The organism is Kribbella solani, assembly GCF_014205295.1.
GTDB lineage: Bacteria > Actinomycetota > Actinomycetes > Propionibacteriales > Kribbellaceae > Kribbella > Kribbella solani.
In genome coordinates this window covers 4,348,886-4,373,287 of the sequence record NZ_JACHNF010000001.1, presented here as the reverse complement: position 1 = coordinate 4,373,287, position 24,402 = coordinate 4,348,886, and the positions used below count along the sequence as shown (strand labels likewise).

Here is a 24,402-nt window from a genome sequence, read left to right as displayed (position 1 = left end):
GCTGGATGGTGCCTTTCGGTGGGTTGATCGCGCTGATCGGGTTGCTGACGCTGGTGTTCCGCGACGGTGACGTGCTTGGCGTGCCCGCGGTTGGACTTGGGGCCGGCCTGCTGGTGATCGGGGTCGGGGTCGGCGCGCTCGGGGTCGTACGCCGGCGGGTGGTGCGGCGGCGGAAGATCGCGCGCGGCGAGCCGGTACCGGTCGGGAATGTGATCGAGCGGGCGCAGGCACTGCCGAGACTGCTCCGCGACGTCCGCCGCGGCACGTACGCGGACCTGCCGAAGAGCCGCACGTTCCTGTGGCTGCTCGCGCTGGTGTACCTGGTCTCGCCGATCGACATCATCCCCGACCTGCTCCCGATCATTGGCGTCACCGACGACGCCGGCGTAGGCGTGTGGCTCCTCACCAGCGTCTCCACCGCGGCAGGCCTCTACCTCCGCAAAGAACGTGAGCAACAGCAGCTCAAGTAGTCCGCTGTAACCAGCTGGCTATGTCGGCGGCTGCCTCTTCCGGATGTTCGTACGCGAACAACTGGAGCGGATCGGTCGGCGGTTCACCCGTGGTCAGGCGGTTGGCGGCGGCAACCAGCGCCTTGGCGGCGGCTAGTACCCGGGCGGCTTGCTCGGTTGCTTCCCCCGGGTCGCGTACGAACGCGGCCGCCAGATCGGCCACCTCGCAGGCCTGATACGCCATCGCCAGCTCGGCGCGGTTCATCCGAACGCCCGGACGAAGAACACCATGGTCATCAGCACCGCGGTCGTCAGGACGAGCGTACGAAGGACCCGCGCCGGCATCCGCCGGACCAGCTGTGCACCCGCGTACCCGCCAACCATCGCCCCACCAAGCATCGCCACCAACGCGACCGGCCGCGACAACACGTCAGCGGCGAACACGAACACCACGCCGGCCGTCAAGTACACGGCCGCGACCTGAATCACCCGCAGCGGGTTCCCCCGCGCCGGGTCCAGCGAGGTCGTCGCGGTCCAGAACGCCAGCATCATCAGCCCGACCGCGCCGCCGAAATACCCACCGTAGATCGCCAGCACGAACTGCCCGGCCAAGATCACCGCCGGCCCCGGCCGGCCCAGCCGAAGTGCCGCGCTCACCCGCTTTCCGAACGCCAGCACGACGGTCGCGAACGCCAGCAGCCAAGGAACCGCCACGTCAAAAGATGCCGACGGCAACCACAGCAGCAACCCGGCACCGAGCGCCCCACCCAGCACGCTCGCCAGCGTCAACCGGGTCCGCGACGGCTGCCCGATCCCTTCGATCTCGCGGCGGTAGACCCACGCGCTGGTCGCGTTCCCCGGCAGCATCGCGACCGTCGTGGTCGCGTTCGCGGTCACCGGCGGCATCCCGGTCGCGACCAGCGCGGCCAGCGCCACGAAACTCCCGCCACCGCCGACGGCGTTCAGCGCGCCGGCCACGACACCGGCCAGGAGGATCAGCAGCACTCTTCGAGGATCAGGGTTCGGCCGGGCAGTCACAATGCGCGATCCCCGTAGCCAGCCTAAGGCTGAGGCGTAGGCTGGGTTCATGCGCTACGACCTGGATGACCTCCGCCTGTTCACGAACGTCGCGGCAGAAGGCTCGATCACCGGCGGCGCGCGCATGATGCACCTCAGTCTGCCTTCGGCCAGCGCGCGGGTCAGGGCGCTCGAAGCGCAGGCCGGCGTACCCCTGCTGGTGCGCGAGCGCCGGGGCGTACGGCTCACTCCGGCCGGTGCCACGCTCGCCCGGCACGCCCGTGACGTACTCGCCCAAACGATCCGCCTGGACAGCGCGGTCGCCTCGTACGCGGTCGCCCGTACCGCCCCGATCCGGCTGGTCGCCGGTGGGTCCGCGATGCACCAGCTCGTCCCGCTCGCCCTCGCGACGTTCCTCCGCGACCACCCCGAGTACGACGTGAACGTGGCCGAGCGGCGGACGGTCCGCAGCGTCCGGCTGCTGGCTGCCGGTGAGGCCGATCTCGGCGTGATCCTCGACGACGAACCCACCCAGCTCCGGACCGAACCGCTCGCCGACGACTCCCTGGTCGTGATCGGCCAGGCGGGCGGCATCCTCTCCGGGCGCGCCTCGATCGCGTACGCGGAGGTCGCGGAGCACCCGCTGGTAGGACTGGACCGGCACTCACCGCTCAGTCAATGGATGGACGAACGCCTAGGTCGGCACGCGCCGGCGCCCCGCTACCGCACGCTGGTCCCGACGCTGCACGCCCTGATCACGCTCGCGACCGCGGGCGCCGGGCTGGCCGTCGTACCCCGCCGGGCCGTGTACTCCAACGCCGACGTGGACATCTGCCCGCTCCAGGACGCCTGGTCCACACGCGAGCACCTACTCTGCTATGCCACCGATGCGCCGGAGTCCGTGCACCTGCTGGCCGAGCACTTGCATCTGGCGGCTAGCGTGCCTACATGAGCGTGGACATTCCCTTGCAGGCGTTCGGCGCGCTGCTGCACAGTGCGAACATCCCGACCGTTTGCCGGGCGCTGAACATGTACCAGGTCGCGGCCGCGTACACCCAGCTGAGCGGCGGCAACCCGCTCGAACCGATGGCCGACGACGTACGGCAGGTGGCTCGCGAGATCATCTCCCGGCCGCCGGTCGAGGCGAGTGACGACATCCAGGCCGGCTTCGACCACCTGAGCGCGTTGAACGTCCTCACCACGCTCGCCGAGCCCGCCGACGCCGACCTGATCGCCGCGGTGCTGGACAGTACCCAGGACGAGCAGATCCGGGCCGTCGCGTCGTTGGCAGCGAACACGGCGCTGGCAGCAGACACCGCGCGTCGCAAGGTGACCGGCGGCGAGGGATAGCGTTCACCCATGCGTGCGTTGACAGTGGAAGAGGCCCGGCAGCGGGCGGCAGACCTGAGCCTGCGGTCGTACGAGGTTTCGTTCGACCTGACCGGCGAGGGCGACACGTTCGTGACGAGCAGCCGGATTCGCTTCGATGCGACGAGTACGAGCACCTGGGTGGACGTGAAGCCCGAGCGGCTCATCGCCGTCTTCCTGAACGGGCAGTCGCTCGACCCGGCCGCGCTCGACGGCGGCCGGTTCCCGCTGACCGGTTTGCAGGCGGAGAACGACCTGGTCGTCACGGCCGAGCTGAAGTACTCCGCGGACGGTGAGGGTCTGGTGCGATCCGTCGACGTCGCGGACGGCCGGGTCTACACGTACGGCATGTCGTCGCTGGAGTCCGCGCCGCGATACTTCCCGTGCTTCGACCAGCCCGACCTCAAGGCGCCGTACACGGTCGCGGTGAAGTGTCCCGAGGACTGGATCGTCCTGGGCAACGGTGCCGCCACCCGGACCGCGCCGGGGGAGTGGACGCTCGCCGAGACCAAGCCGCTGTCGACGTACTTCGTCACGCTGGTCGCTGGGCCGTACCACCAGCTCCGGGACGAGCATGACGGCATTCCGCTCGGCCTCGCCTGCCGGCAGTCGCTGAAGGAGTACCTGGACCGCGACGCCGAGGATCTGTTCCGCACCACCGGAGAAGCGTTCGACGCGTACCACCAGCTGTTCCGCGCGCGGTACCCGTTCGGCGAGTACTGGCAGGTGTTCGTACCGGACTTCAACCTCGGCGCGATGGAGAACCCGGGCTGCGTGACCTTCACCGACGGCCTGCTGTACCGCGGGCAGGCGACCGAAGCGGAGCGCAGTACCCGCGCGCGGATCGTCGTGCACGAGATGGCGCACATGTGGTTCGGTGACCTGGTCACGATGAAGTGGTGGAACGACATGTGGCTGAACGAGTCGTTCGCCGAGTACATGGCGCACCGCGTGACCGAGGACGCGACCAGCTACGGCGGCAACTGGACCGACTTCGCGTTCGTGCGGAAGTGGTGGGGGTTGCAGACCGATCAGAGCAGTTCGACGCACCCGGTGGCACCGGACAGCCTGAAGGACGCTCGCCAGTCGCTCGACGACTTCGACGGCATCTCGTACGCGAAGGGCGCGGCGGTGCTGAAGCAGCTGGCGAAGTACCTGGGTGATGACGTGTACCTGAAGGGCGTGAACGCGCATCTGGAGGCGCACGAGTACGGCAACGCCGACCTGCACGAGTTCGTCGCGAAGCTCACCGAGGCCGGCGCGCAAGGGCTTGACGGTTGGGTGGACCAATGGTTGCGGACCGCGGGCGTGGACACGATCACGGTCGAGCGTACGGACTCCGGCGCCGTCCTGCACCGGAAGAGCCCGGACTCGTCGCGCCGGTTGCACAAGCTGAGCGTCGGCGGGTACGCCGCGGACGGATCGGCCACGTTGGCCGACGTCGTACTGGACTCTGATTCAGTGGAAGTTGCGCTGGGCAAGGATGTCGCGGTTGTCGTGCCGGATGCCGGTGACGACACCTGGGCGAAGATCCGCCTCGATCCGGCCAGTCTCGCCGTCCTGCCGCGGGTGCTGCCAACGATCGCGGACAGTACCACCCGCGCGGTGATCTGGAACTCGATCCGGGACGCGGTCGCCGACGCCGAGCTCGACCCGCGGCAGGCGCTCGACCTGTTCCGCGCCGCGCTGCCGGCCGAGGACAGCGACATCGCGGTCGGCTCGTTGATCGGCTGGCTCGAGAACCGGGTGCTCGGCGGCTACCTGGAGTACGAAGCGGCCCGCGGCCCGATTGCCGATGCCCTGAGCAACAAACTGGCGACGACCGAGCCCGGCAGCAGCCTGCAGCTGATCACGGCCCGCGGCGTCGTCGCGACCACCGATGACGCGCGCCTGCTGCAGTCCTGGCTGGAGGGTTCGGCGGGCCCTGACGGTCTGGCGATCGATCAGGACCTGCGCTGGTCGATCACCCTGCGGCTGGTTCGGCTCGGCGCCTTCGGAGCGGCCGAGATCGACGCCGAGCTGGGCCGGGACAAGTCGACCGAGGGCGTGAACCACGCGGCCCGCTGCCGCGCCGCGCTGCCGGACGGCAAAGAGGCGGCCTGGACGCGGATCATGACCGACCCGTCGATGGGCGTGCAGGAACTGCTGGCCGCGGCCGATGGTTTCTGGCACCCGATGCAGTCCGGAGTCACGGCTCCGTACGTCGACCGCTACTTCACCGACATCCCGCGGACCGGCGAGATCCGGGCCGGGATGGTGGTCAGCCTGACCGTACGCCGGATCGCGCCCCGGTACGCGATCGATCCGGCGCTGATCGCCCCGGCCGAGGCGCTGATCGGGAACGCGGAGGTGGTCTCGGGCATCCGCCGGCAGACGGCGGACTTCCTCGACGACCTGCGCCGTACGCTCGCGGTCCGGCAGGCGTTCAGCGGACGGTGAGCCGCTCCGCGACGGCCTTCCGGGCCTGGTGGATGCGGGCCTTGACGGTGCCGAGTGGGACATCCAGCTCGTCGGCGATCTCGGCGTACGTGAGCGCGCCGAGATCACGCAGTACCAGCGGCTGAACCAGCTGTGGGTGACTGGACTCCAGCGCCTCAAGCGCCTCCAGCAGGTCCAGCCGGGAGCCCGCGATCACCGAGGTGGTCCGCGGGTCGACGGACTCGGGCAGCAGCTCGGCGGACTGTTCGACCGAGCGGCGCTTGAGCGAGCGGTACGTCTGCCGGGCCTGGTTGGTGGCGACGATCGTCACCCACCCGGCGAAACTGCCGGTGCCCTTGAACGTGTGCACCTTGTTCGCGACCTGGAGCAGGGTGTCCTGGACGGCCTCCTCGGCGTCCTCCCGGTACGGCAGGAACTTGGCCACCCGCCGCTGCACCTGCGGCCGGATCGCCCGCAGCAGCTCCGGCAGCACAGCCTGATCACCGGCCGCCGCGCGAGCAGCCAGGACCTCCAGCTCGTCGTTCATCGTCCCCCAGTGTTGGATGAGCTCGCTGTGACCGACAATAGCCGGGATGGATGTCATCGGGCGGTACCGGTTGCGGGACAAGATCGGCGCCGGTGCGTTCGCGACGGTGTGGCGGGGATACGACGACGACCTGGACGTCGACGTCGCCGTCAAGATCCTCGCGGACAACTGGGCGTCCCGCGCCGACGTGCGCGAACGCTTCCTGTCCGAGGCGCGGCTGATGCGCCGGATCGCCAGCGACCGGGTGGTCCGGGTCTTCGACCTGGGCAAACTCGACGACGGCCGGCCGTACTTCGTGATGGACTACGTCGGCGGCGGTACCTTGGCCGAGGTCCTTCGGCAGGGTCGCCTGGACGCCGTGGACGCGCTCTGGTGGGGCGCCGACCTGGCCCGGGCGGTCGCGGCGCTGCACGGCGAGGGTGTCGTACACCGCGATGTCACCCCGGCGAACCTGCTGCTCCGCGCGGGCGCCGAAGCCGGCGGCGGTACGCACCGGATCGTGCTTGCGGACCTCGGCCTGGCGAAACGGGCCGCCGAGGCGTCCGGGCTGACCCAGGCGGTCGGCACGCCGTCGTACATGGCGCCGGAGCAGGGTCGCGGCGACGGTGGATTCGACGAGCGGGCGGACATCTACGCGGTCGGCGCGGTGACGTACGCGCTGCTCACCGGCCATCCGCCGTACACCGCGGGCTCGATCGGCGACGTACTCAACCGCGACCCCGATCTCCCGCCGCCGAGCCTGCGCTCCGTACTGCACGACTCGGTCGGCCAGCTCGATGACGTCTTCGGGCGAGCACTCGCGTACCGGGTCGCCGACCGCTGGGAGCGCGCCGACACCCTGGCCGACCGGCTGGAGGCGGAGGCGTACCGGCTGGAGCAGGAGGCGCCGCTGCGGGCCGGGGAGCGCACCGCGATCACGGACGACGACCTGGACACGACGGTCGCGACCGATCCACCGGTACGGCGCCGGCGGCGGATGCGCGCATGGTACTTGCTCGCGCTGCCCGTGGTGTTCGTAGCGGCGGGCGTGGGCGGCTGGTTCCTCTTCACAAGGTGACTGCATAGAGTAGTTTCATGGCTACTTACCGCAGTCTTGTGGTGCTCGCCGTTCTTCCGCTTCTCATCGTCCAACTCCCGCCGGCGCAGGCCGCCTCGGCGGCGCAGCCGGTTGCCAGCTATGCGTGCCGGGCGAACACCAAGTTCGGTCAGCACACTCTGTCCCTGCGCCAGGGCGTCAACGCCAAGGCGCCGGCCACCGTACGCCCCAACACCCGCTTCACCATCGCCGTCGATCTCCAGCCGGGCGCATTGCCGAGCGAGGTCAAGGGCTTCAAGCTCAAGGAGGTCCGCGACCTGGCGCTGCGGGTGCCGGTCCCGGCGAACTCCGTCTACCTCAGCGCGAGCCTGTCCGGCGGCTCCGGGCTCAACTCCACGCCGAGCATCCAGCGCGACGGGAACGTCGTGGTCGTCAAAGTGGCCGGCCCGATTCCTGGCGGTGCCAACTACGAACTGCCGACACTGAGCGTGCGGCTCAGATCCGGCGGCCGTGGCACGGCCGTCGAGACCCGGCTCAAAGGCAGCAGCTACGACGACCCCGGCCTCACCTTGCAGGCCAAGATCAAATGGAAGTTCATCACCACCACCGCGCCGGTCGCCTGCTTCCCGAACCCCAACCCGGCCCTGACCAGGACAGTTGTCCGCTAGTACCCCGCCGCCCTGCACCCGCCCTGCACACCCGCCCTGCACCCGCCCTGCACCCGCCCTGCACCCGCCGCCGTGCGGCACGACTCCCCAAACCGGTTTGGGGAGTCGTGCCCTCCCGAATCGGGCAGTTGCGCTCCCCGGTCGTGCTCGAGAGGCTCCCCGAACTGGTTTGGGGAGCCTCTCGGAGGGCGCTGAGTTGGCTGCAGCGGTTCGCTGCTCAGACTCCGATCGGGTGCCACACGGTCTTCAGTTCGAGGTACTGCGTGAGGCGCGACAGTCCCTGGTCCGCGGTCCAGTCCTCGTCGGCCGGACGGCGTACCCGCTTGAGGTTGCCGGCGGCGGCGATCTCCAGGTCGCGGGCCTCGTCCTCGGACGCGACGCCGCACAGGTCGATCGCGTTCACGTCCTGGTGCGATGCCAGCCACGGCCCGATCTCGGACGCGGAGCCGGTGAGGATGTTGACCACACCACCCGGTACGTCGGAGGTCGCCATCACCTCGCCGAGCGTCACGGCCGGCAGCGGGCGCTCGTACGACGAGACCGCGACGACCGTGTTGCCGGAGACGATCGCGGGCGCGATCACGCTGGTCAGACCGAGCAGCGACGAGTCCTGCGGAGCAAGTACCGCGACCACGCCGGTTGCCTCGGGCAACGAGAAGTCGAAGTACGGGCCCGCGACCGGGTTCGACGACCCGACCACCTGGGCGAGCTTGTCGGCCCACCCCGCGTACCAGACCCAGCGGTCGATCGACGCGTCCACGACCGCGCGGGCCTTGCCGATCGAGATCCCTTCACCGGCGGCCACCTCGGTACTGAACTGCTGGTGCCGCCCCTCCATCACCTCGGCGATCCGGTACAGCACCTGGCCACGGTTGTACGCCGTCCGCGCGTGCCAGCCGCCGAACGCCATCCGGGCCGCGACCACCGCGTCCCGGGCGTCCTTGCGGGAGGCCTGGGACGCGTTCGCGAGAAACTTGCCCTTGGCATTGTTCACCACGTAGGACCGGCCGGATTCGCTGCGTGGGAAGGCGCCGCCGACGTACAGCTTGTAGGTCTTGCGCACTTCCAGCCTCGGCGTCTCGTTAGTGGGCAAGGTAGGCCTCCAAGCCGTGGCGGCCGCCCTCGCGGCCGTAGCCCGACTCCTTGTACCCGCCGAACGGCGAGGTCGGGTCGAAGCGGTTGAACGTGTTCGCCCAGACCACGCCGGCGCGTAGCTGGTTCGCCATCCAGAGAATCCGGGAACCCTTTTCGGTCCAGATCCCGGCCGACAGCCCGAACGGGGTGTTGTTCGCCTTCTCGACCGCCTCGGCCGGGGTCCGGAACGTCAGCACCGACAGCACCGGGCCGAAGATCTCCTCGCGGGCGATCCGGTGCGCCTGCGAGACGCCGGTGAACACGGTCGGCGGGAACCAGAAGCCGTTGGCCGGCAGCTCGCACTCCGGCGACCAGCGCTCGGCGCCCTCGTCCTCGCCGATCTGCGACAGCTCCCGGATCTTCGCCAGCTGGGCGGCCGAGTTGATCGCGCCGATGTCGGTGTTCTTGTCCAGCGGATCGCCGACCCGCAGGGTCTCCATCCGCCGCTTCAGCCGGCCGAGCACCTCGTCGTACACGCTCTCCTGGACCAGCAGCCGCGAACCCGCGCAGCAGACGTGGCCCTGGTTGAAGAAGATGCCGTTGACGATGCCCTCGATCGTCTGGTCGATCGGCGCGTCCTCGAAGACGATGTTCGCCGCCTTGCCGCCGAGCTCCAGCGTGACCGCCTTGCGGGTGCCGGCGACCGAGCGCGCGATCGCCCGGCCGACATCGGTCGAGCCGGTGAACGCGACCTTGTCCACGTCCGGGTGCTCGACCAGCGCCTGACCGGTGTGGCCCGCGCCGGTGACGATGTTGACCACACCCGGCGGCAGATCGGCCTGCCGGCAGATCTCCGCGAACGCCAGCGCGGTCAGCGGCGTGGTCTCGGCCGGCTTGAGCACGACCGTGTTGCCGGCCGCCAGCGCGGGCGCGATCTTCCAGGCCAGCATCAGCATCGGGAAGTTCCACGGGATCACCTGGCCGGCCACGCCCCACGGCCGCGGGTCGTCACCGACGCCGGCGTACTCGAGCTTGTCCGCCCAGCCCGCGTAGTAGAAGAAGTGTGCCGCCACCAGCGGGATGTCGACGTCGCGGGACTCCCGGATCGGCTTGCCGTTGTCCAGCGACTCCAGCACGGCCAGCTCGCGGGCGCGTTCCTGGATCAGCCGCGCGATCCGGAACAGGTACTTGGCCCGGTCCTTCCCGCTCATTGGGCCCCACACCTTGTCGAACGCCTTCCGGGCGGCGCGTACTGCCTTGTCGACGTCGGCCGGACCGGCCTCGCTGACCTCGGCCAGCACCTCCTCGGAGGCGGGCGACACGGTCTTGAACGGCTTCCCGTCGGTAGCGTCGACGAACTGCCCGTTGATGAAGAGCCCGTACGACGACTTGATGTCGACGATCGCCCGCGACTCGGGCGCGGGGGCGTACTCGAATCTGCTCATGCCGTCAGTCCAGGGTGAAGTAGTCGGGGCCGGGGTAGTGCCCGGTGGCCAGCTTGGTGCGTTGCATCAGCAGGTCGTTCAGCAGGCTGGAGGCGCCGAAGCGGAACAGCTCCGGGTCCAGCCAGTCCGGTCCGGCCGTCTCGTTGACGGTGACCAGGTACTTGATCGCGTCCTTCGCGGTCCGGATACCGCCGGCCGGCTTGACGCCGATGTGCAGCCCGGTCGCCTCGTGATAGTCGCGGACCGCCTCCAGCATCACCAGCGTCACCGGCAGCGTGGCCGCGGGGGACACCTTGCCGGTGGAGGTCTTGATGAAGTCGGCGCCGGCCAGCATCGCCAGCCAGGACGCCCGGCGGACGTTGTCGTACGTGACCAGCTCGCCGGTTTCCAGGATCACCTTGAGATGCGCGTCACCGGCGGCCTCGCGGATCGCGGCGATCTCGTCGAACACCATCGCGTACCGCCCGGACAGGAAGGCCCCGCGGTCGATCACCATGTCGACCTCGTCGGCGCCGTCGGCGACCGCGTTCTTGGTGTCCTGGACCTTGATCGCCAGGCTGGAACGCCCGCTGGGGAAGGCGGTCGCGACACTCGCGACGTTGATCCCGGAGCCCTGCAGCTCGCGCTTCGCGGTCGCGACCAGGTCCGGGTAGACGCAGACCGCGGCCACCCGCGGCGCGGTCGTGTCGGCCGGGTCGGGCCGTTTCGCCTTCGCGCACAGGGCGCGCACCTTGCCAGGGGTGTCCTGGCCCTCCAGCGTGGTCAGATCGATCATCTGGATCGCCAGGTCCAGCGCGTACTGCTTGGCGCTGGTCTTGATCGAACGGGTGCTCAGAGTGGCGGCGCGGGCCTCGGCGCCGACCTGGTCGACGCCCGGCAGCCCGAGCAGGAACCGGCGCAGCCGGTCCTCGGACGAGGTCACGTCGGCCAGGCTGTCGACGCCGCTGTCGAGAGTGGTCACCACGGCAGTCTAGTGCCGACGCCGCAGGTGACGTTCCGGTCACCGCCGCTAGTGGTAGTACCGGTCGCCGGTTACGTTGTCGGGGTGAAGTCGAAGTCGCCCGAGAGCGAGCACTACATGTCGGCATCGAACCGGATCACCGGCAGCATCGTGCTGGTGATCGGGGCGCTCGGCCTGCTCGACGTGATCCTGGAGTGGCGGACCGCCAGTGGGCTACTGGTGGGCAGCATCATCGGGATCTTCATGGTGCTGGCGTATGTCGGCCTGATGCGCCCGTCGGTCACCCTCAGCCCGGAGAACCTGCTGCTGCGTAACCATCTCCGCGACCACGAGATCCCCTGGTCGGCGGTGTCGGGCGTGGACATCACCGACATCCTCCGGGTGCACGCCGGCGACACCAAGTTCCGCGCTCCCGGCGTCCAGCTGGTGATGCGGGACATGCGCAAACAGCGCGTCGGCGGCCGCAAGCTGGCGGCCGACAGCTCGATCTCCAAGGCCGATTTCGTCGTGAACCGGATCGAGACCCACCAGGACCAGTACGCCGAGCAGTCCACCGGCGAAGTGATCACCCGCTGGGCGCGGCCCGAGCTGATCATCGTCGCGGTACTGGCCGTCGTCGCCATCGTCGCGGCCCTGGTCCGCTGAGCCGGCGCTGGGCTAAGTCAGTGCTGACACGACGGGCGCTGCTCCGGACCGGTGTCGCGGCCGGCGCGGCTGGTGTCGCGGGAGTGGCTGCGCTGGAGACCGGTGTGATCCCAGGACGGGCGCGCGTACACGAGGCCCTCGGGCTGACCGGGCCGGACGGTGTAGTGCCTGACGTACCAGCTGGTCCGGCGGTGTCCGGCAGCTTCGAGTCGTACGGCCGGGGCACCCGGGTCGGCTACCGCGTGCTCTACCCGGACGGGTACGCCGCGTCGGCCGAGCTTCCGGTCGTCATCGTCCTGCACGGTCGTGGGGGCGACCACACTTCGGCGGTCAACGACCTCGGCATCGACAAGTACCTGACCGCGGCCGTACAGGGTGGTACACGCCCTTTTGCGATCGCCACGGTGGACGGCGGCAAGGACAGCTACTGGCATCACCGGACGGACGGCAACGACACCGGGTACATGCTCAATCAGGAATTCCTCCCGCTGCTGGCCAAGCGCGGTCTGCGGATCGACCGGTACGGCGTCTTCGGCTGGTCGATGGGCGGGTACGGCGCACTGCTTTGGGTCGCACTGCAGTCGTGGCAACGGCGGGTACGGCCGGAGGTCCAGGCTGTCGCGGTCGGCGCGCTCAGTCCGGCGTTGTGGCGGACGTACGGAGAGGCGCAGCCGGGCGCATTCGACGACGCCGGCGACTTCGAACGCAGCCAGGTTTTCGGGCGCCCCAACGGATTCCGCGACGTCGCCGTCCGGATCGACTGCGGCCGGGACGATCCGTTCGCGGACGCCGCGCTCGAGTTGCGCGACGAGCTGCGGGCGGCGGGTGGTCAGCAGGCCGGCCGGCACACCCCCGGTTACTGGCGGCGCATGCTGCCTGACCACCTGCGATTCCTGGGTGCGAAACTTCCGTCCTGACGGGAACTGTGGCGAGAATCGCCGCGTCTCACGTCGTGTTCGGCCCCGGGTGAACCTTTGTGCACCCAGGATTGGGCTGACAGGTCCCTGAAGACACATCGAGAGTGGAGCTCATGGTCAACCTCTCCCGCACAACCCTGCGTGGCCTGGCCACGGCCGGTGCCCTGGCCGGCCTCGCCGCCACGCTGGCGCTGCCCGCCCAGGCAGCACAGACCTCCGGCTCGGCGGCCACCGCCGCGACCGCCGGTTCGGTCAGCACCGCCGCGACCCAGGCCGCCGCGACCCCGAAGCCGATCCTGCTGGACGGCACCGGCATGGTCGCCGGCCCGCCGCCGGCCGGTGAAGGCCTGACGACGAAGTCCTCGACGACCAACGTCGTCCGCTACAACCGCCTGTACAAGACCGGTCCGATCACCGCGTCGAAGTGCAAGGAAGTCAACGTCTCCCTGCGTACCCACGCCGGCGTCGTGGCGTACGACACCCAGCTGTTCAAGTGCCTCTACGCGTCCTGGGCGCTGCCGCTGAAGCAGGCCGGCGCGGCGTACAAGGTCGCTCCGAAGCTGATCTTCCACCAGTCGAGCGCGGTCAACTCGCCGTGTGGCGTGGTGCGGGGCGGGACCGCGTTCTACTGCGGTTACGGCAACGGCCTGCTGTACATCCCGACCTACACGGTCACGAACTTCTGGAAGCAGAGCCCGACGTTCGCGCGGGCGTACGCGACCAACACGCTGTCGCACGAGTACGGTCACCACGTCCAGTTCCTGACCGGAATCCTGGGCGCCTCCTGGCAGCGTCAGCGCGCCATCAGCACCTACGCGGGCCAGATGGAGGAGAGCCGTCGCCGTGAGCTGCAGGCGTCCTGCCTGGGCTCGGCGAACATCGGCGCGAACAAGCGCTACTACCCGATGAGCGGTGGCCTGTACCAGCAGTGGGTCTACCTGGTGCAGCACTCTGGCGACCAGCCGGGCGGTGCGCGTGACCACGGTTCGATGAAGAACCACGGCTGGTGGTCGCAGGCCGGTTTCTACGCGGCCAGCTCGAAGACCTACGCGGGTCGCTGCAACACCTTCAACGCGGCCTCCAGCGCGGTCTCCTGAACCCCGCTGAAGTCCTGACGTAACTCAGCCGCCCGGTACGCGTTGGCGTACCGGGCGGCTGTTGCGTTTTGGCGACACCTGCACGATCTGCGATCGTGTGGCTACAAGTTTTCGGTGCGCACGCCCTAGAGTTCTGAGTCGATCGTCGAACGAGCAGGAGTCAAAGTGAACTACGACGAGTTCAACACCGAGTACGCGAAGGTGCTGGACAAGATCAAGAGCGGTCGGAGCACCTGGTCGGAGCTGTCCGGGCACGTCACCCGGCTGCGGCAGGCCACCGTCGGGATCACCGCACCGGTCGAGCGGACCCAGGTCGACCACGACCTGGCCGCGCTCAGCCAGATGGTGGACATGTCCCGGCGGACCAACGACAAGGAAGACGTCTGGACGGTCACGTCGGACGCGATCCGCAAGGCCAGCAGCCAGGAGGGTACGGTCGCGGACCGGATCGCCCGGATCGAGGCCAGCATCAACGACATCACCGCGCTGGCGAACCGGAACCCGGACGAGCGGGACGCGCTGATGCAGTCCACCAGCACGCTCCGCATCCTGCACTCGTCGCTGCAGAGCTCTCTGCACGCCGAGGCAGCCGAGGCGGCCGCCGCCGCCCGCTGATCCGGGACCGGAACCACCCGCCAGGTGTTCCGTTTCTAGATACCTGCCGCGGCAGCCAGGTCGGTCTTGATGGCTGCCAACGCTGCCGCCGCCGTGGTGCGCGCCGTGGCCACGTCCCTGGTCACGGGCACGACGACCTCCAGGTAGCACTTCAGCTTGGGTTCCGTCCCCGACGGGCGTACGACCACGCGTGCGCCCGCGGACAGCGTGTACCGCAGCCCGTCCGTCGGGGGCAGTGCCGCCGACCCCTGACTCAGGTCGTCGATCCGCTCGACCGTGTACGTACCCAGCGTCGCCGGTGGCGTGGCCCGGAGCCGGTCCATCGCCGCGCCGATCAAGGACAGGTCCTCGACCCGCGCCGACAGCTGATCGGTCGCGTGCAGACCGTGCCTGATCGCGAGATCGTCCAGCAAATCCAGCAACGTACGCCCCGCCGCCTTCGCTTGCGCGGTCAGTTGCAGTACGCGGACCAGCGTCGACACGCCGTCCTTGTCCTTCACGGCCGACGGGTCCACGCAGTACCCGAGTGCCTCCTCGTAGCCGAAGACCAGCTCCGGTACGCGGCCGATCCACTTGAATCCGGTCAGCGTCTCGGCGTACCGCACGTCGTACGAGGCGGCGATCTTGCCGAGCAACGAGGACGACACGATCGAGCAGGCGGCCACACCGTCCGGGCGCTTTGACAGCAGGAACTCACCCAGCAGGGCGCCGAGCTCGTCGCCGCGCAGCATCCGCCAGCCGTCCGCGGCGGCCGGATCCGGGATCGCGACCGCGCAACGGTCCGCGTCCGGGTCGTTCGCGACCGCGATGTCGGCGCCGATCTCGCGGGCCAGGTCGAGCGCGGCGTCGATCGCGCCGGGCTCCTCCGGGTTCGGGAAAGAGACGGTCGGGAAGTCGGGGTCCGGGTCGGCCTGCGACGGCACCACCCGCGGTGCCTCGAACCCGGCCCGGGCGACGGCCGCCTCGACCAAAGTGCGCCCGACGCCGTGCAGCGGGGTGTACGCCACCTTGAGGTCCCGTGGCGCGTCCGCCGGGACGAGCTCGGCGATCCGGTCCAGGTACGCGTTCAGGAGGTCGTCGCCGGTGGTCTGCCAGTCGTCACCGCGCGGCACCTCGGCCAGCGGTCCGACCGCGGCGATCGCGGCCGCGATCCCGGCATCGGCCGGCGGCACGATCTGCGAACCGTCGCCCAGGTAGACCTTGTACCCGTTGTCCTGCGGCGGGTTGTGCGACGCGGTCACGACCACGCCCGCGACGGCCTTCAAGTGCCTGATTCCGAAGGCAACCACCGGGGTCGGCGCGGGGCGATCCAGGAGGACCGCGTCCAGGCCGGCGCCGCGGATCACGGCAGCGGTGTCCCGGGCGAACACATCGGACTTGTGGCGCGCGTCGTACCCGATCAGCACCGGGCCATCCGTACGACCCTGCGCCTTCAGGTACGCCGCGAGGCCGGCGGCGGCGCGGATCACGACCACCCGGTTCATCCGGTTCGGGCCGGCGCCGACGGCACCGCGCAGTCCCGCCGTACCGAACTCGAGGGTGCCGGCGAAGCGATCGGCCAGCTCAGCAGTCTCCCCGGCAGCCAAAAGCCGCTCCAGCTCGGCGCGGGTATCGGGGTCAGGGTCCTCACGCAGCCACGCCTCGGCGGCAGCCTTCAAATCATCTGTCACACATGCACTTTAGGCCCTGTCTGGTGATCCCACGCCTAGTGACCAGACGACTGGCACGGGCGGGCGCGCAGGTCGGCGACGTAGTCGTCCGGGGCGCCGGCGGCCTCGGCCGCCTCGGCGAGGACGCCCAGGTAGCGGGCGGAGGGCAGCCCGCCTTCGTAGGCGTTCAGCACGTACATCCAGGCCAGCTGCTCGCCGTCCAGCGTCTGTACGCGGACCTGGATCTTCCGGTACACGCCTTGGTCGATCCACTCCCACTCGTCCAGCCGCTCGACGTCCTTCGGGTGCACGTCGTACAGCGCCACGAAGACCTGGTTGGACGGGTCGGCCGGGTCCTCGACCACGGTCGCCATCGCGCCCTCCCAGCCGAGCTCCTCGCCACCGAACGTGAGCCGCCAACCGGTGATCCAGCCGGTCCCACGCAGCGGCGAGTACGGGCACCGGTCGGCCATCAGGTTCGGGTCCAGATTCGACGCAAACGCGGCGTACAGGTTCACGGAATCAGAGGATACGGAACAATGGCCTCCCGTGGCGCGAGTTGTGATCATCGGAGGCGGTCCAGGCGGGTACGAAGCGGCCAGTGCGGCTGCCCAGCTCGGCGGGGAGGTGACAGTTGTCGATTCCGGCGGAATCGGCGGTTCAGCGGTGCTCACCGACTGCGTACCGAGCAAAACGCTGATCGCCACCGCCGAGGTGATGACCGAGGTGGAGGAGGCAGGCGAGCTCGGCGTCCGGCTGGACGACGGCGACGACGATCCGGCCAACTCCGTGCGTGTCGATCTCTCCGTCGTCAACCAACGGGTCAAGGCGCTGGCCGCCGCCCAGTCCACCGGCATCAGCCGCCGGCTGGACCGGGACAAGGTGCGGGTGATCCAGGGCCGGGGCCGGCTCGACGGACCCGAAACCGTGGTCGTCGGCGACGAGCGGCTGGACGCCGACGTGGTGCTGATCGCCACCGGTGCAAGGCCTCGCATCCTCAAGGGCTCCGAGCCGGACGGCGAGCGAATCCTTACCTGGGAGCAGGTCTACGAGCTCTCCGAACTGCCGGAGCGGCTGATCGTGGTCGGGTCAGGTGTCACCGGCGCCGAGTTCGCCAGCGCGTACGACGCGCTCGGCAGCGATGTGGTCCTGGTGTCCTCGCGGGACCGGGTGCTGCCCGGGGAGGATGCCGACGCGGCGGCGGTGCTGGAGGACGTGTTCAAGCGGCGCGGGTTGACCGTACTGAGCAAGTCCCGCGCCGAGTCGGTCCAGCGCCGCGGCGACGGTGTCGTGGTGACGCTCACCGACGGCCGTACGGTCGAGGGCTCGCACGCGCTGCTCGCCGTCGGCTCCCTCCCGAACACCGACGACATGAACCTGGTCGAGTCGGGCGTGTCGCTCACCGACGGCGGCTTCGTCCAGGTCGACCGGGTGTCGCGTACCACCGCCCGCGGCGTCTACGCGGCCGGCGACTGCACCGGTGTCCTGATGCTCGCGTCGGTGGCCGCGATGCAGGGCCGGATCGCGATGGCGCACGCGCTCGGCGACGCCGTCACACCGTTGGACCAGTCAACGGTCTCCGCCAACGTCTTCACCGCCCCCGAAATCGCCACCGTCGGCCTGACCCAGGCAACCGTCGACGCCGGCGGCAGCACCGCCCTCGTCGTCAAGGTCCCCCTCGCCGACAACGCCCGAGCCAAAATGCAAGGCGTCCGCGACGGCTTCGTAAAACTCTTCTGCCTCCCCAACACCGGAATCGTCGTAGGCGGCGTAGTAGTAGCCCCCCGAGCCAGCGAACTCATCCACCCCATTTCCCTGGCCGTAGGCGCCCGCCTCACCGTCGACCAGGTAGCCCAATCCTTCACCGTCTACCCCTCCATAACCGGCTCCATAGCCGAAGCCGCCCGCCGCCTCCACCTCCGCAACTAACCGGACCCCACAGCCCCGAAAAGCAACAAGAACAACAAACAAGAAAACAACCAGAAAAGACAAAGGCACAGAAAAGATAAGGAAAGACAAAGACAGAGAAGAGTTCAGCGGCTGCCTGGCGGGCGCCGGTCTATCGGCTTACTCGTGGTCAACTGAGCCCATTGATTGGTGAGAGGTTGATGAGCGCCGAGTGGGCGGCCGCGTGGAGCGGGGCCGCCAGAGGTGAGTACTGGCCTTCGTCGACAAATCGCAGGAAGCGTACGGCGGCGGCCAAGGTTGCGATTCGGCCGGCGGTGGTTTGGAGGTGCCGGCCAAGCGTGTGCTGGATGTTGCTGTTGGCATCTGGCGTCAAAAGACTCGCGCAGTACAGCGTCGCGGCGTCGTATCCAGCCGGCGCCTTTCCCCAGATCTCCCAGTCGAGCAGGAAAAGCTCCGGAGCCGTCAGATTGTTCCAATGGAGATCGCAGTGCGCGGATGTCCAAGGTACTGATCGGGTGGAGATGCCGACCCCGAAGAAGGCACGAATGCCGTGGTCGAGGTCGTCGGGATCCAATCCGGATCGCGGCGACGGGTGAGCGGCGAGTTGGTCGAGTATCTCTCGAAGCCTGTCGAACCAGGGCTCAGGCAGTTCCGGTTCGGAGGTAAGGATCATTCCCGGCGCGATCGGGCGGGCGGCGATGTAGGTCTGCAGCTCGGCACGCAGCCGGCGGCCTTCATCCTCCCGCTCCAGCCACCGAAGCACGTGCGGCCTGGGCAAGTCGAGTTCGCCGGCTGTCACATTGCCGTCAAGGTATTCGCCCACACCCCATTCCGGATCGGCGTACACCACCCGAAGCCACGCGGGGCCACCGTCGAGCTCGACTTTGGCACCGACGGAGTGAAACCGATCGGTGTGTACGGACTGGCCGACGATCAGCACGCCGAAGTAGTCAGCGAACCAGCTGAGATGGCGGTCCATCCATCCTCGGCGCGCCGCGTCGTCCGTCACGCGTCATCCTCCGGATACCGCAGATCCAGCTCATTCACCAAAGCCTCCGCGAGCTGGTATCGCTGCTCGGGCGTGATCAGCGTCCCGCTCAGGCTGGCGGCTCCCCGCACGGTAGTCAGGTCGGTTCCACGTACGTCGAAGTCCACGTAGTCGCCGCCCGCAAACGTGACCGACTTCAGCTCGCACTCGGTCATTGCACCGCCGGGAAATCGGCAGTCGCTGAACGTCGTCTCGTTGACCAGCGTGCGGACGAAGACCACCGGTCCCTCGCTGACGACCCGGTCGAGATCCGCGTACTCGAGCCGGCAGTCTTCGAAGACGACATTGCTGAACCGGGTGGCGACGAAGCGAGTACCGAGGAGCTTGCAGCGACGGAACACAACCCGGGACAATGTGCAATCGGTCAGTTGGGCAGAGGTCCAGCTGACGTCCTCGATGAACAGCGACTCGAGCCGCACCCGATCGAATGTGACGCGCTGCGCTTCGGAGCCCGTCACGCGGCCGCCCAGTAGGCGGCCGTCGGACATCGCCAGGTGACGAACCTGTGGCGTGGTGAACACGAAGTCTGCCAGCTTGCCCGATGTGGGAACCGTGCCGGCCGGATGCAGTTCGTCCTCCACATGCGGCAGGACGATCCGCGTCCTGCCGTACGTCGTGGTCTGCACCTGGCGGCCTCTAGTTCTTCTTCGTGAAGTAGACGCGCTTCTTCTTCCAGGCTGGTGCTTTCTGGTTCCAGTTGTCCCAGCCTGGCTTGTTGTTCCAATCAACGATGTCGATCGTATCGGGCGCGGATTCCGTTTCGGCGCGTCGGCGCTGCAGTAAGTCGGCAAGGATCGGCTCCGTACCGTTGGCGAGTCGTTCGAGAAGGGTCAGCATGCCCGGCTCCGTTCAAGCGTCAGATCGGCCATCGCCAGCACGAGGGCCTGGGTCGATGTCTTGCAGTGCTCGGTCTCGGTGACGGTGAAGTCGCGATGCTCGAAGTACCGGTTTCCGGCGTGCGAGCCCTGACAGACGGCGAAGAACTCGCAGGTCGACTTGCAGTTCTCGATGCCACGGGCGAAGTCCTTTACATAGCGCAGGCCGGGTGCCCGGTCCAAGATTGACGACAATGGCTCTTGAGTGACGTTGCCGGCGATGAAGTTCCCGTAGGCCGGAGCCTGCGTGCCGAGCAGTTCCGGTGAAAGGAGCACGACGTCGCCGGTCACACCGATGGTCGGTATCAGGTCGTGCTTTGTGTCGGAGCTTCGTCTGTCGGGGGTGAGGGTGAGGAAGTCGAGGAGCTGGACGATTTCCCTGACACTGACCTCGGGGTTGGCGTGTGCCCACTCGATGGTGTCGCGCCAGAACCGGCGCGCTTGGTCCGCCGATGGCGTCCCCGCACGGGTGTTGACACCTTCCTGCTCCTCCAGATTGAGCCCCACCTGCGCGCAGCCCAGATCCCTCAGGAAGTCGAGGATGATCTTCGCCTGGCTGATCTGCGACTTGCCGACCACGGCGATGACGGTGAAAGAAATGCCGTGTCGTTTGAGCCGCTCAATGCCCGCTACGATCCGGTCGAATACAGGCCGTCCCCGCCAGTCGACTCGTCCGATGTTTTCGGCCGGCGGGCCATCGATACTCACGCCGACCGCGACGTCGTACGCCGAGAAGACATCACACCACTGCTCGGTGACAAGAGTCGCGTTGGTCTGGATGACCTGCTTCACGCGACCTGCAACGCGGAGTTGTTCGAACGGCCGGATGAGCTTCAGGAAACTCTCCGGCCCGACAGTCAACGGCTCGCCACCGTGCCAGACGACGTCGATGGCTCCCATAGACGGCCAGCCAGCGGGTATTCCATCGGCGATCGCGGCCGCCACCTCGACCGTCATGTCCCGCTTCTTCGCCCGTTCGGGCAGGTAGCAATAGACACAGTTCAGGTTGCACAGCGTGGTGGGCTGGAGGATCAAGGACGAGGGTTCCCGCGCAAACCACTCGGCGGTTGCCGCCGGATCAGTCATCTGAACTCCTTGTGGAACTCGGCCAGATGACAACCTTCGTTCGCAGCGCGCGAGAGCTTCTAGGGGTTTTCTGAAGTTTGCAGATTCTCGAGCTGGGTGGCAATGAGTTGGCGCGCGGCATCGCCGTACACGGCGTTGCTCCGGAGCCGCTCGAATGCTTGCTCGAAGAACGCGATGTCGGTGGACTGAGAAGTCCTGAACGACCCTGTCCACATCTCGCTCCGGACCAGCTCGTCGTCGAAGATGTAGAAGCACTCACCGCCCCAGATGGTTCGATGACCGGGCGGGATCAGCCCCAGTGCGACGTTGGGCAGGCGAGTGGCGGCCTCGAGGAAATTCAGCTGATCCCGCATCACATCGGCGCCGCCGAACCAGTTGCTCAGAACGCTGGCCTCGATGACGAATGAATAGTTGTTGGTGCCATCACCACGGGTCAGCAGACCCTGGCGTGAGAGTCTGGCCTCGACGGCGCCCGCCACCTCGTCCAGCGGCAGATCGTGGAGCTCGGCGTTGATGGTCAGCACGGCACGGATGTACCCGGCTGTCTGCAGGATGCCAGGCACGACGATCGCCTCGTATGCGCGCAGGAGTCCAGTACGGGCGTACAGCTCGCCGCTACGCTCCTGCACATGCCGCTGACCTTTGCGCAGATCGCGGCGGTACTCCTTCCACATCTGCTCGACTTCGCGATGGATCGCGATCAACTCGTCGATCCGGCGGGCGACTCCGCAGGCAATGCACCACCGGCGGATGTCCTCTTCCGACGGGTACTGCCGGCCGTGTTCGATCCGGGAGATCTTCGTGTTGTGCAGCCCGGTCGCTCGGGCGAACTCCCGGCCGCTCAGGCCGGCGTCCCGTCGCAGGTCTCGTAGTTTGAGGCCGAACGACTTGCGGGCCCCCGATGCTCCGTCGCTCAACGCAGCCGTGACACTTCCTCGGCCCGGTACTCGCAATGTGGGGTGGCCAGCGACCATGCCGTTTCGAAGGCGTTCAGACAGAAGGCGACGACCCTGGGGTCGTCGTAGAGCTGGATTTCGAATCGGTCGTTGTCACCGTCCAGCACATTGAACATCGCCAGCTTCTCGTCCAGCACGAAGCAGTCGTTTCCAGGCAGGGCGACGGTCGAGGTGAGGCGTCTCGGGAGCCAGCGAAGGTTCTCGCCGGCGTCTACCGCGGCGCCGCTGAATCGAACCGCCATCTGCTGGTACTCGGACAGCGGCTCGGACACCACCCGCAGCCGGCGTAGCGTACGGCCGGCCGAGGTCATGGCAGCGACCTCGTCTCGCCAGGTGCCGTAAGAGGCTTCGAGTGCGGCGTGGTCGCCCGCGCGCCAGGCTTCGAGGTCCTGTTGGTCGACCTGATAACTATCCCGCAGTTCCAGCTTGAGCTGACGGCGCGTCTGCGTGATCAGCTTCCGGCGTTGCTGAACGGAGATCGATTCCATAGTTCTCCTCGACGTACATGTGCACGAACCGGTCGACGAGTGCCTGCGGAACCTCCAGGAACGTCTCTTCTGGTTTCAGGCCCCTGAGCTGAGCCCCGACTTCGGCTCCCAGTGCCTGTCCTTGGACGACCCAGCTCCCCTGATTCGTCGAGTAGAAGCTCGGGCAGTCGTCTGAACTCTTCGATCCCGGGTCCTTGCAACAGAAGCGTACGGCCAGGTCGGGGGACGTCAGCGGAGTTTGCATGAAATTTCTCCTCATGTCGAATCTCGCCGGTTACTTGACTATCACTGACAGCGACGATGAGGTCAAGATCGGAGTGCCCGGTCGATCATCGGGCCGCAACTTTTGGGGTTGGGGGTGCATCGGGGGTGGTGTGAAAGGTCTATTGGGGTTGGTGGGGGCCGGGGCTGTTGTGTTGGCTGTGGTGGGGGCTGGGGCGGTGGGGGCGGTGGGGCCTCGGGCTGTGGGGGCTGGGGTTGCGGGGCCTTGCAAGATGCAGTTGGAGGGGGTTTCGGGGCGGGGCGATGTGGTTGATACGTACATCTCGGCGGGGGCGCCGCCTGGTTCGAAGGTTGTGGGTGGGGCGCATTTGTTTGCGGCGGGGGCGGCGCGGATCAGTTCTACCTGGCGGTGGGATGCGGGGGCGACGGATGCGTACGTCGTGCTGGGATCGCGGCTTTACCAAGTGTCGTACGGGTATGACGAGATGACCGGCCAGCTGTACGTGTATCCGAATCCGGTTGGTGGGGGTTGGGACAAGTTCACGATGGTCGAGCAGTCCGTCTGGGGATCGGGGCGTACGTTGCGCACCGCCCGGTACGGGATGCGGAACGACGGCGTGCTGTTTCGCTGGACCAGCTGGAAGAACCCGCGTCAGTACGCCGGGTTTTCCGCGGTGAAGGCGATGACGTTGATCAGTGAGACGAAGACCTACGACACCTTTCTCGCGACCACCCGGGGCGGGGCGCTGTACACGATCCGCATTCCGGCCGACACCCGGTTGAAGCCGACGGTGACGAAGGTGCGGGCGGGGACCTGGCAGGGGTTCGAGACGCTGGTGGCCGAGCGGTGCGGTATGCAGAGCACGTTGCTGACGGCAATCGAAGCTCAAACGAGGGTCCGCGGTCGCGGCCTCGGCGCTGCTGCTCGGCGGCCTGGCCGCCGCGCCAGGCGGCCCGGCGATCGCCACGACCACGGCGCGCACCACAACCACAGCGGGCACCACAACCACGGCGGGCACCACAACCACGGCGGGCACCACAACCACGGCGGGCACTGCGACCACTAAGACCACGGCCGGTGCCGCGGCCACCGCCGCTTGCGGGGTGACCGCCGGATCGATCACCGCCGCCGGCGACTTCGCGGGTACGACGGCGACCGCCACCACGCCGCCGACCGCGACGCGCGGCAAGGGGCCGCACCTGTTCACGCCGGGGATCGCGAAGGCGAGCGCGACCTGGACCACGGCCCTTGAGGTACCGGCCGGTTCGACCTCGACCGGTCTGGTCGTACTGAACGACACGCTCTACTCGGCGTTCTACTCCGACCTGTCCGGCGCACCCCCGAAGGGCCTGAAGAAGATCGGCTCCGGCTGGGGCAATTTCATCACGGTGGAGGAGTCGCTCTGGCAGAAGGCGCCCGGCTCGACGGTGACGGCCGGCGCGCTGTACGGCCTGAAGGGCGGCAGCGGTGACCTGTACCGCTGGGTCAAGGGGCACCGCGAGGTCGCGTCCGGCTTCGCCTCGGTCAAGACGATGGCGTTGATCAGCGAGACGCAGACCTACGACACGTTCCTCGCCAACACCCGCGGCGGCGCGTTGTACACGATCCGGATTCCGCGTACGTCGCCGATGAAGCCGATCGTCAAGCAGGTACGGACGTCCACCTGGCAGAAGTTCGAGTCGCTGGTCGCCGAGAAGTGCGGTACGCAAAGTACGTTGCTGACGGCAATCGACAAGGACACCGGCACGGCCTTCTTGTACGCCGTGGGTCACGCCAACGGAACGGCCACCGTGATCAAGGGGCTCGGCCAGGTCCCGGGTACGTTCAAGGACCCGGTCTACTTCCTCAGTACTGCCGAGGGTCAGCCGCCGCTGTTCGGCGAGTGACCACATGACAAGGCCCCGGTAACCAC

Annotated in this window: 27 protein-coding genes; 13 read left to right on the top strand and 14 right to left on the bottom strand. The window is 68.1% G+C overall.

Translation table 11 applies throughout. The features are described from left to right. Positions 1-5 precede the first annotated feature (5 nt). Complete coding sequence (locus tag HDA44_RS19855) at positions 6-470, top strand: YkvA family protein (protein ID WP_184836586.1); 465 nt, start codon at positions 6-8, stop codon at positions 468-470. On the opposite strand, the gene HDA44_RS19850 is transcribed toward HDA44_RS19855, so the two are convergent. Both HDA44_RS19850 and HDA44_RS19845 read right to left on the bottom strand, forming a co-directional pair. Next, the gene (locus HDA44_RS19850; protein ID WP_184836584.1) at positions 463-714 is read right to left on the bottom strand and encodes a hypothetical protein; all 252 of its coding nucleotides are present in this window, start codon (positions 712-714) and stop codon (positions 463-465) included. The genes HDA44_RS19855 and HDA44_RS19850 overlap by 8 nt on opposite strands. Beyond that, complete coding sequence (locus HDA44_RS19845; protein WP_337906163.1) at positions 711-1,454, bottom strand: sulfite exporter TauE/SafE family protein; 744 nt, start codon at positions 1,452-1,454, stop codon at positions 711-713. Before HDA44_RS19845 ends, HDA44_RS19850 begins: the two co-directional genes overlap by 4 nt. An 82-nt stretch (positions 1,455-1,536) precedes the next feature. Here HDA44_RS19845 and HDA44_RS19840 point away from each other — a divergent pair, with 82 nt between their 5' ends. From HDA44_RS19840 to pepN, 3 genes are read left to right on the top strand one after another with little or no spacing between them, the layout of a single operon-like run. After that, positions 1,537-2,418, top strand: a complete 882-nt coding sequence (locus HDA44_RS19840) for a LysR family transcriptional regulator (RefSeq protein ID WP_184836580.1) — start codon at positions 1,537-1,539, stop codon at positions 2,416-2,418. Continuing rightward, positions 2,415-2,816 (top strand): hypothetical protein, encoded by a 402-nt coding sequence (locus tag HDA44_RS19835; RefSeq protein WP_184836578.1) that lies wholly within the window; start codon positions 2,415-2,417, stop codon positions 2,814-2,816. Before HDA44_RS19840 ends, HDA44_RS19835 begins: the two co-directional genes overlap by 4 nt. A gap of 9 nt (positions 2,817-2,825) precedes the next feature. After that, complete coding sequence (gene pepN / locus HDA44_RS19830; protein ID WP_184836576.1) at positions 2,826-5,273, top strand: aminopeptidase N; 2,448 nt, start codon at positions 2,826-2,828, stop codon at positions 5,271-5,273. Here the strand turns inward: pepN and HDA44_RS19825 are convergent. Continuing rightward, complete coding sequence (locus HDA44_RS19825; protein ID WP_184836574.1) at positions 5,260-5,799, bottom strand: RNA polymerase sigma factor; 540 nt, start codon at positions 5,797-5,799, stop codon at positions 5,260-5,262. The genes pepN and HDA44_RS19825 overlap by 14 nt on opposite strands. A 46-nt stretch (positions 5,800-5,845) precedes the next feature. On the opposite strand from HDA44_RS19825, the gene HDA44_RS19820 reads away from it, so the two are divergent. Both HDA44_RS19820 and HDA44_RS19815 read left to right on the top strand, forming a co-directional pair. Continuing rightward, entirely contained in the window at positions 5,846-6,856 is a 1,011-nt protein-coding gene (locus tag HDA44_RS19820) for a serine/threonine-protein kinase (RefSeq protein WP_184836572.1), read from the top strand. Between the two features lie 17 nt (positions 6,857-6,873). Continuing rightward, complete coding sequence (locus tag HDA44_RS19815) at positions 6,874-7,503, top strand: hypothetical protein (protein ID WP_184836570.1); 630 nt, start codon at positions 6,874-6,876, stop codon at positions 7,501-7,503. A 217-nt stretch (positions 7,504-7,720) separates the two neighbouring features. Here HDA44_RS19815 and HDA44_RS19810 read toward each other — a convergent pair whose 3' ends face one another. From HDA44_RS19810 to deoC, 3 genes are read right to left on the bottom strand one after another with little or no spacing between them, the layout of a single operon-like run. Continuing rightward, positions 7,721-8,596, bottom strand: coding sequence for an aldehyde dehydrogenase family protein (locus HDA44_RS19810; RefSeq protein ID WP_184836568.1), 876 nt, complete (start codon positions 8,594-8,596; stop codon positions 7,721-7,723). Continuing rightward, positions 8,586-10,022 carry an aldehyde dehydrogenase family protein gene (locus tag HDA44_RS19805; protein ID WP_184836566.1) on the bottom strand — a complete coding sequence of 479 codons (1,437 nt, stop codon included), beginning with the start codon at positions 10,020-10,022 and terminating at the stop codon, positions 8,586-8,588. The genes HDA44_RS19810 and HDA44_RS19805 overlap by 11 nt, the downstream gene beginning before the upstream one ends. Positions 10,023-10,026: 4 nt before the next feature. Continuing rightward, positions 10,027-10,983: a deoxyribose-phosphate aldolase gene (gene deoC / locus HDA44_RS19800; RefSeq protein WP_184836563.1), complete on the bottom strand. Its 957-nt coding sequence runs from the start codon at positions 10,981-10,983 to the stop codon at positions 10,027-10,029. A gap of 84 nt (positions 10,984-11,067) precedes the next feature. Here deoC and HDA44_RS19795 point away from each other — a divergent pair, with 84 nt between their 5' ends. The 4 genes from HDA44_RS19795 (at position 11,068) to HDA44_RS19780 (ending at position 14,257) form a co-directional block, all read left to right on the top strand. Further along, positions 11,068-11,628: a PH domain-containing protein gene (locus HDA44_RS19795; protein WP_184836561.1), complete on the top strand. Its 561-nt coding sequence runs from the start codon at positions 11,068-11,070 to the stop codon at positions 11,626-11,628. A gap of 20 nt (positions 11,629-11,648) precedes the next feature. Further along, a complete protein-coding gene (locus HDA44_RS19790) occupies positions 11,649-12,545 on the top strand; it encodes an alpha/beta hydrolase (protein ID WP_184836559.1) in 897 nt (298 codons plus the stop codon). Between the two features lie 113 nt (positions 12,546-12,658). Next, the gene (locus tag HDA44_RS19785; protein ID WP_184836557.1) at positions 12,659-13,642 is read left to right on the top strand and encodes a neutral zinc metallopeptidase; all 984 of its coding nucleotides are present in this window, start codon (positions 12,659-12,661) and stop codon (positions 13,640-13,642) included. 165 nt (positions 13,643-13,807) lie between these two features. Further along, entirely contained in the window at positions 13,808-14,257 is a 450-nt protein-coding gene (locus tag HDA44_RS19780) for a hypothetical protein (RefSeq protein WP_184836555.1), read from the top strand. 35 nt (positions 14,258-14,292) lie between these two features. Here HDA44_RS19780 and HDA44_RS19775 read toward each other — a convergent pair whose 3' ends face one another. Both HDA44_RS19775 and HDA44_RS19770 read right to left on the bottom strand, forming a co-directional pair. After that, positions 14,293-15,927 carry a phosphohexomutase domain-containing protein gene (locus HDA44_RS19775; protein WP_184836553.1) on the bottom strand — a complete coding sequence of 545 codons (1,635 nt, stop codon included), beginning with the start codon at positions 15,925-15,927 and terminating at the stop codon, positions 14,293-14,295. 35 nt (positions 15,928-15,962) lie between these two features. Then, on the bottom strand, positions 15,963-16,424 hold the full coding sequence (locus HDA44_RS19770) for a gamma-glutamylcyclotransferase (protein WP_184836551.1): 462 nt from the start codon (positions 16,422-16,424) through the stop codon (positions 15,963-15,965). Positions 16,425-16,455: 31 nt separating this feature from the next. Here HDA44_RS19770 and HDA44_RS19765 point away from each other — a divergent pair, with 31 nt between their 5' ends. Next, positions 16,456-17,835 carry an NAD(P)H-quinone dehydrogenase gene (locus HDA44_RS19765; protein WP_184836549.1) on the top strand — a complete coding sequence of 460 codons (1,380 nt, stop codon included), beginning with the start codon at positions 16,456-16,458 and terminating at the stop codon, positions 17,833-17,835. A 148-nt stretch (positions 17,836-17,983) separates the two neighbouring features. On the opposite strand, the gene HDA44_RS19760 is transcribed toward HDA44_RS19765, so the two are convergent. From HDA44_RS19760 to HDA44_RS19735, 6 genes are read right to left on the bottom strand one after another with little or no spacing between them, the layout of a single operon-like run. Next, a complete protein-coding gene (locus tag HDA44_RS19760) occupies positions 17,984-18,823 on the bottom strand; it encodes a hypothetical protein (RefSeq protein WP_184836547.1) in 840 nt (279 codons plus the stop codon). Then, positions 18,820-19,443: a pentapeptide repeat-containing protein gene (locus HDA44_RS19755; protein ID WP_184836545.1), complete on the bottom strand. Its 624-nt coding sequence runs from the start codon at positions 19,441-19,443 to the stop codon at positions 18,820-18,822. The genes HDA44_RS19760 and HDA44_RS19755 overlap by 4 nt, the downstream gene beginning before the upstream one ends. 55 nt (positions 19,444-19,498) lie before the next feature. Further along, the gene (locus HDA44_RS19750) at positions 19,499-19,699 is read right to left on the bottom strand and encodes a hypothetical protein (RefSeq protein WP_184836543.1); all 201 of its coding nucleotides are present in this window, start codon (positions 19,697-19,699) and stop codon (positions 19,499-19,501) included. Beyond that, complete coding sequence (gene amcB, locus HDA44_RS19745; protein ID WP_184836540.1) at positions 19,693-20,823, bottom strand: cyclophane-forming radical SAM peptide maturase AmcB; 1,131 nt, start codon at positions 20,821-20,823, stop codon at positions 19,693-19,695. Before amcB ends, HDA44_RS19750 begins: the two co-directional genes overlap by 7 nt. Before the next feature lie 59 nt (positions 20,824-20,882). Next, entirely contained in the window at positions 20,883-21,740 is an 858-nt protein-coding gene (locus HDA44_RS19740; protein ID WP_184836538.1) for a helix-turn-helix domain-containing protein, read from the bottom strand. Next, a complete protein-coding gene (locus HDA44_RS19735) occupies positions 21,737-22,267 on the bottom strand; it encodes a DUF6879 family protein (protein WP_184836536.1) in 531 nt (176 codons plus the stop codon). Before HDA44_RS19735 ends, HDA44_RS19740 begins: the two co-directional genes overlap by 4 nt. A 686-nt stretch (positions 22,268-22,953) precedes the next feature. On the opposite strand from HDA44_RS19735, the gene HDA44_RS19730 reads away from it, so the two are divergent. Together HDA44_RS19730 and HDA44_RS19725 are read left to right on the top strand one after the other, a co-directional pair. Then, entirely contained in the window at positions 22,954-23,556 is a 603-nt protein-coding gene (locus tag HDA44_RS19730) for a hypothetical protein (RefSeq protein WP_184836534.1), read from the top strand. A gap of 37 nt (positions 23,557-23,593) precedes the next feature. Then, positions 23,594-24,376, top strand: a complete 783-nt coding sequence (locus tag HDA44_RS19725; RefSeq protein ID WP_337906161.1) for a hypothetical protein — start codon at positions 23,594-23,596, stop codon at positions 24,374-24,376. Positions 24,377-24,402: the final 26 nt, after the last annotated feature.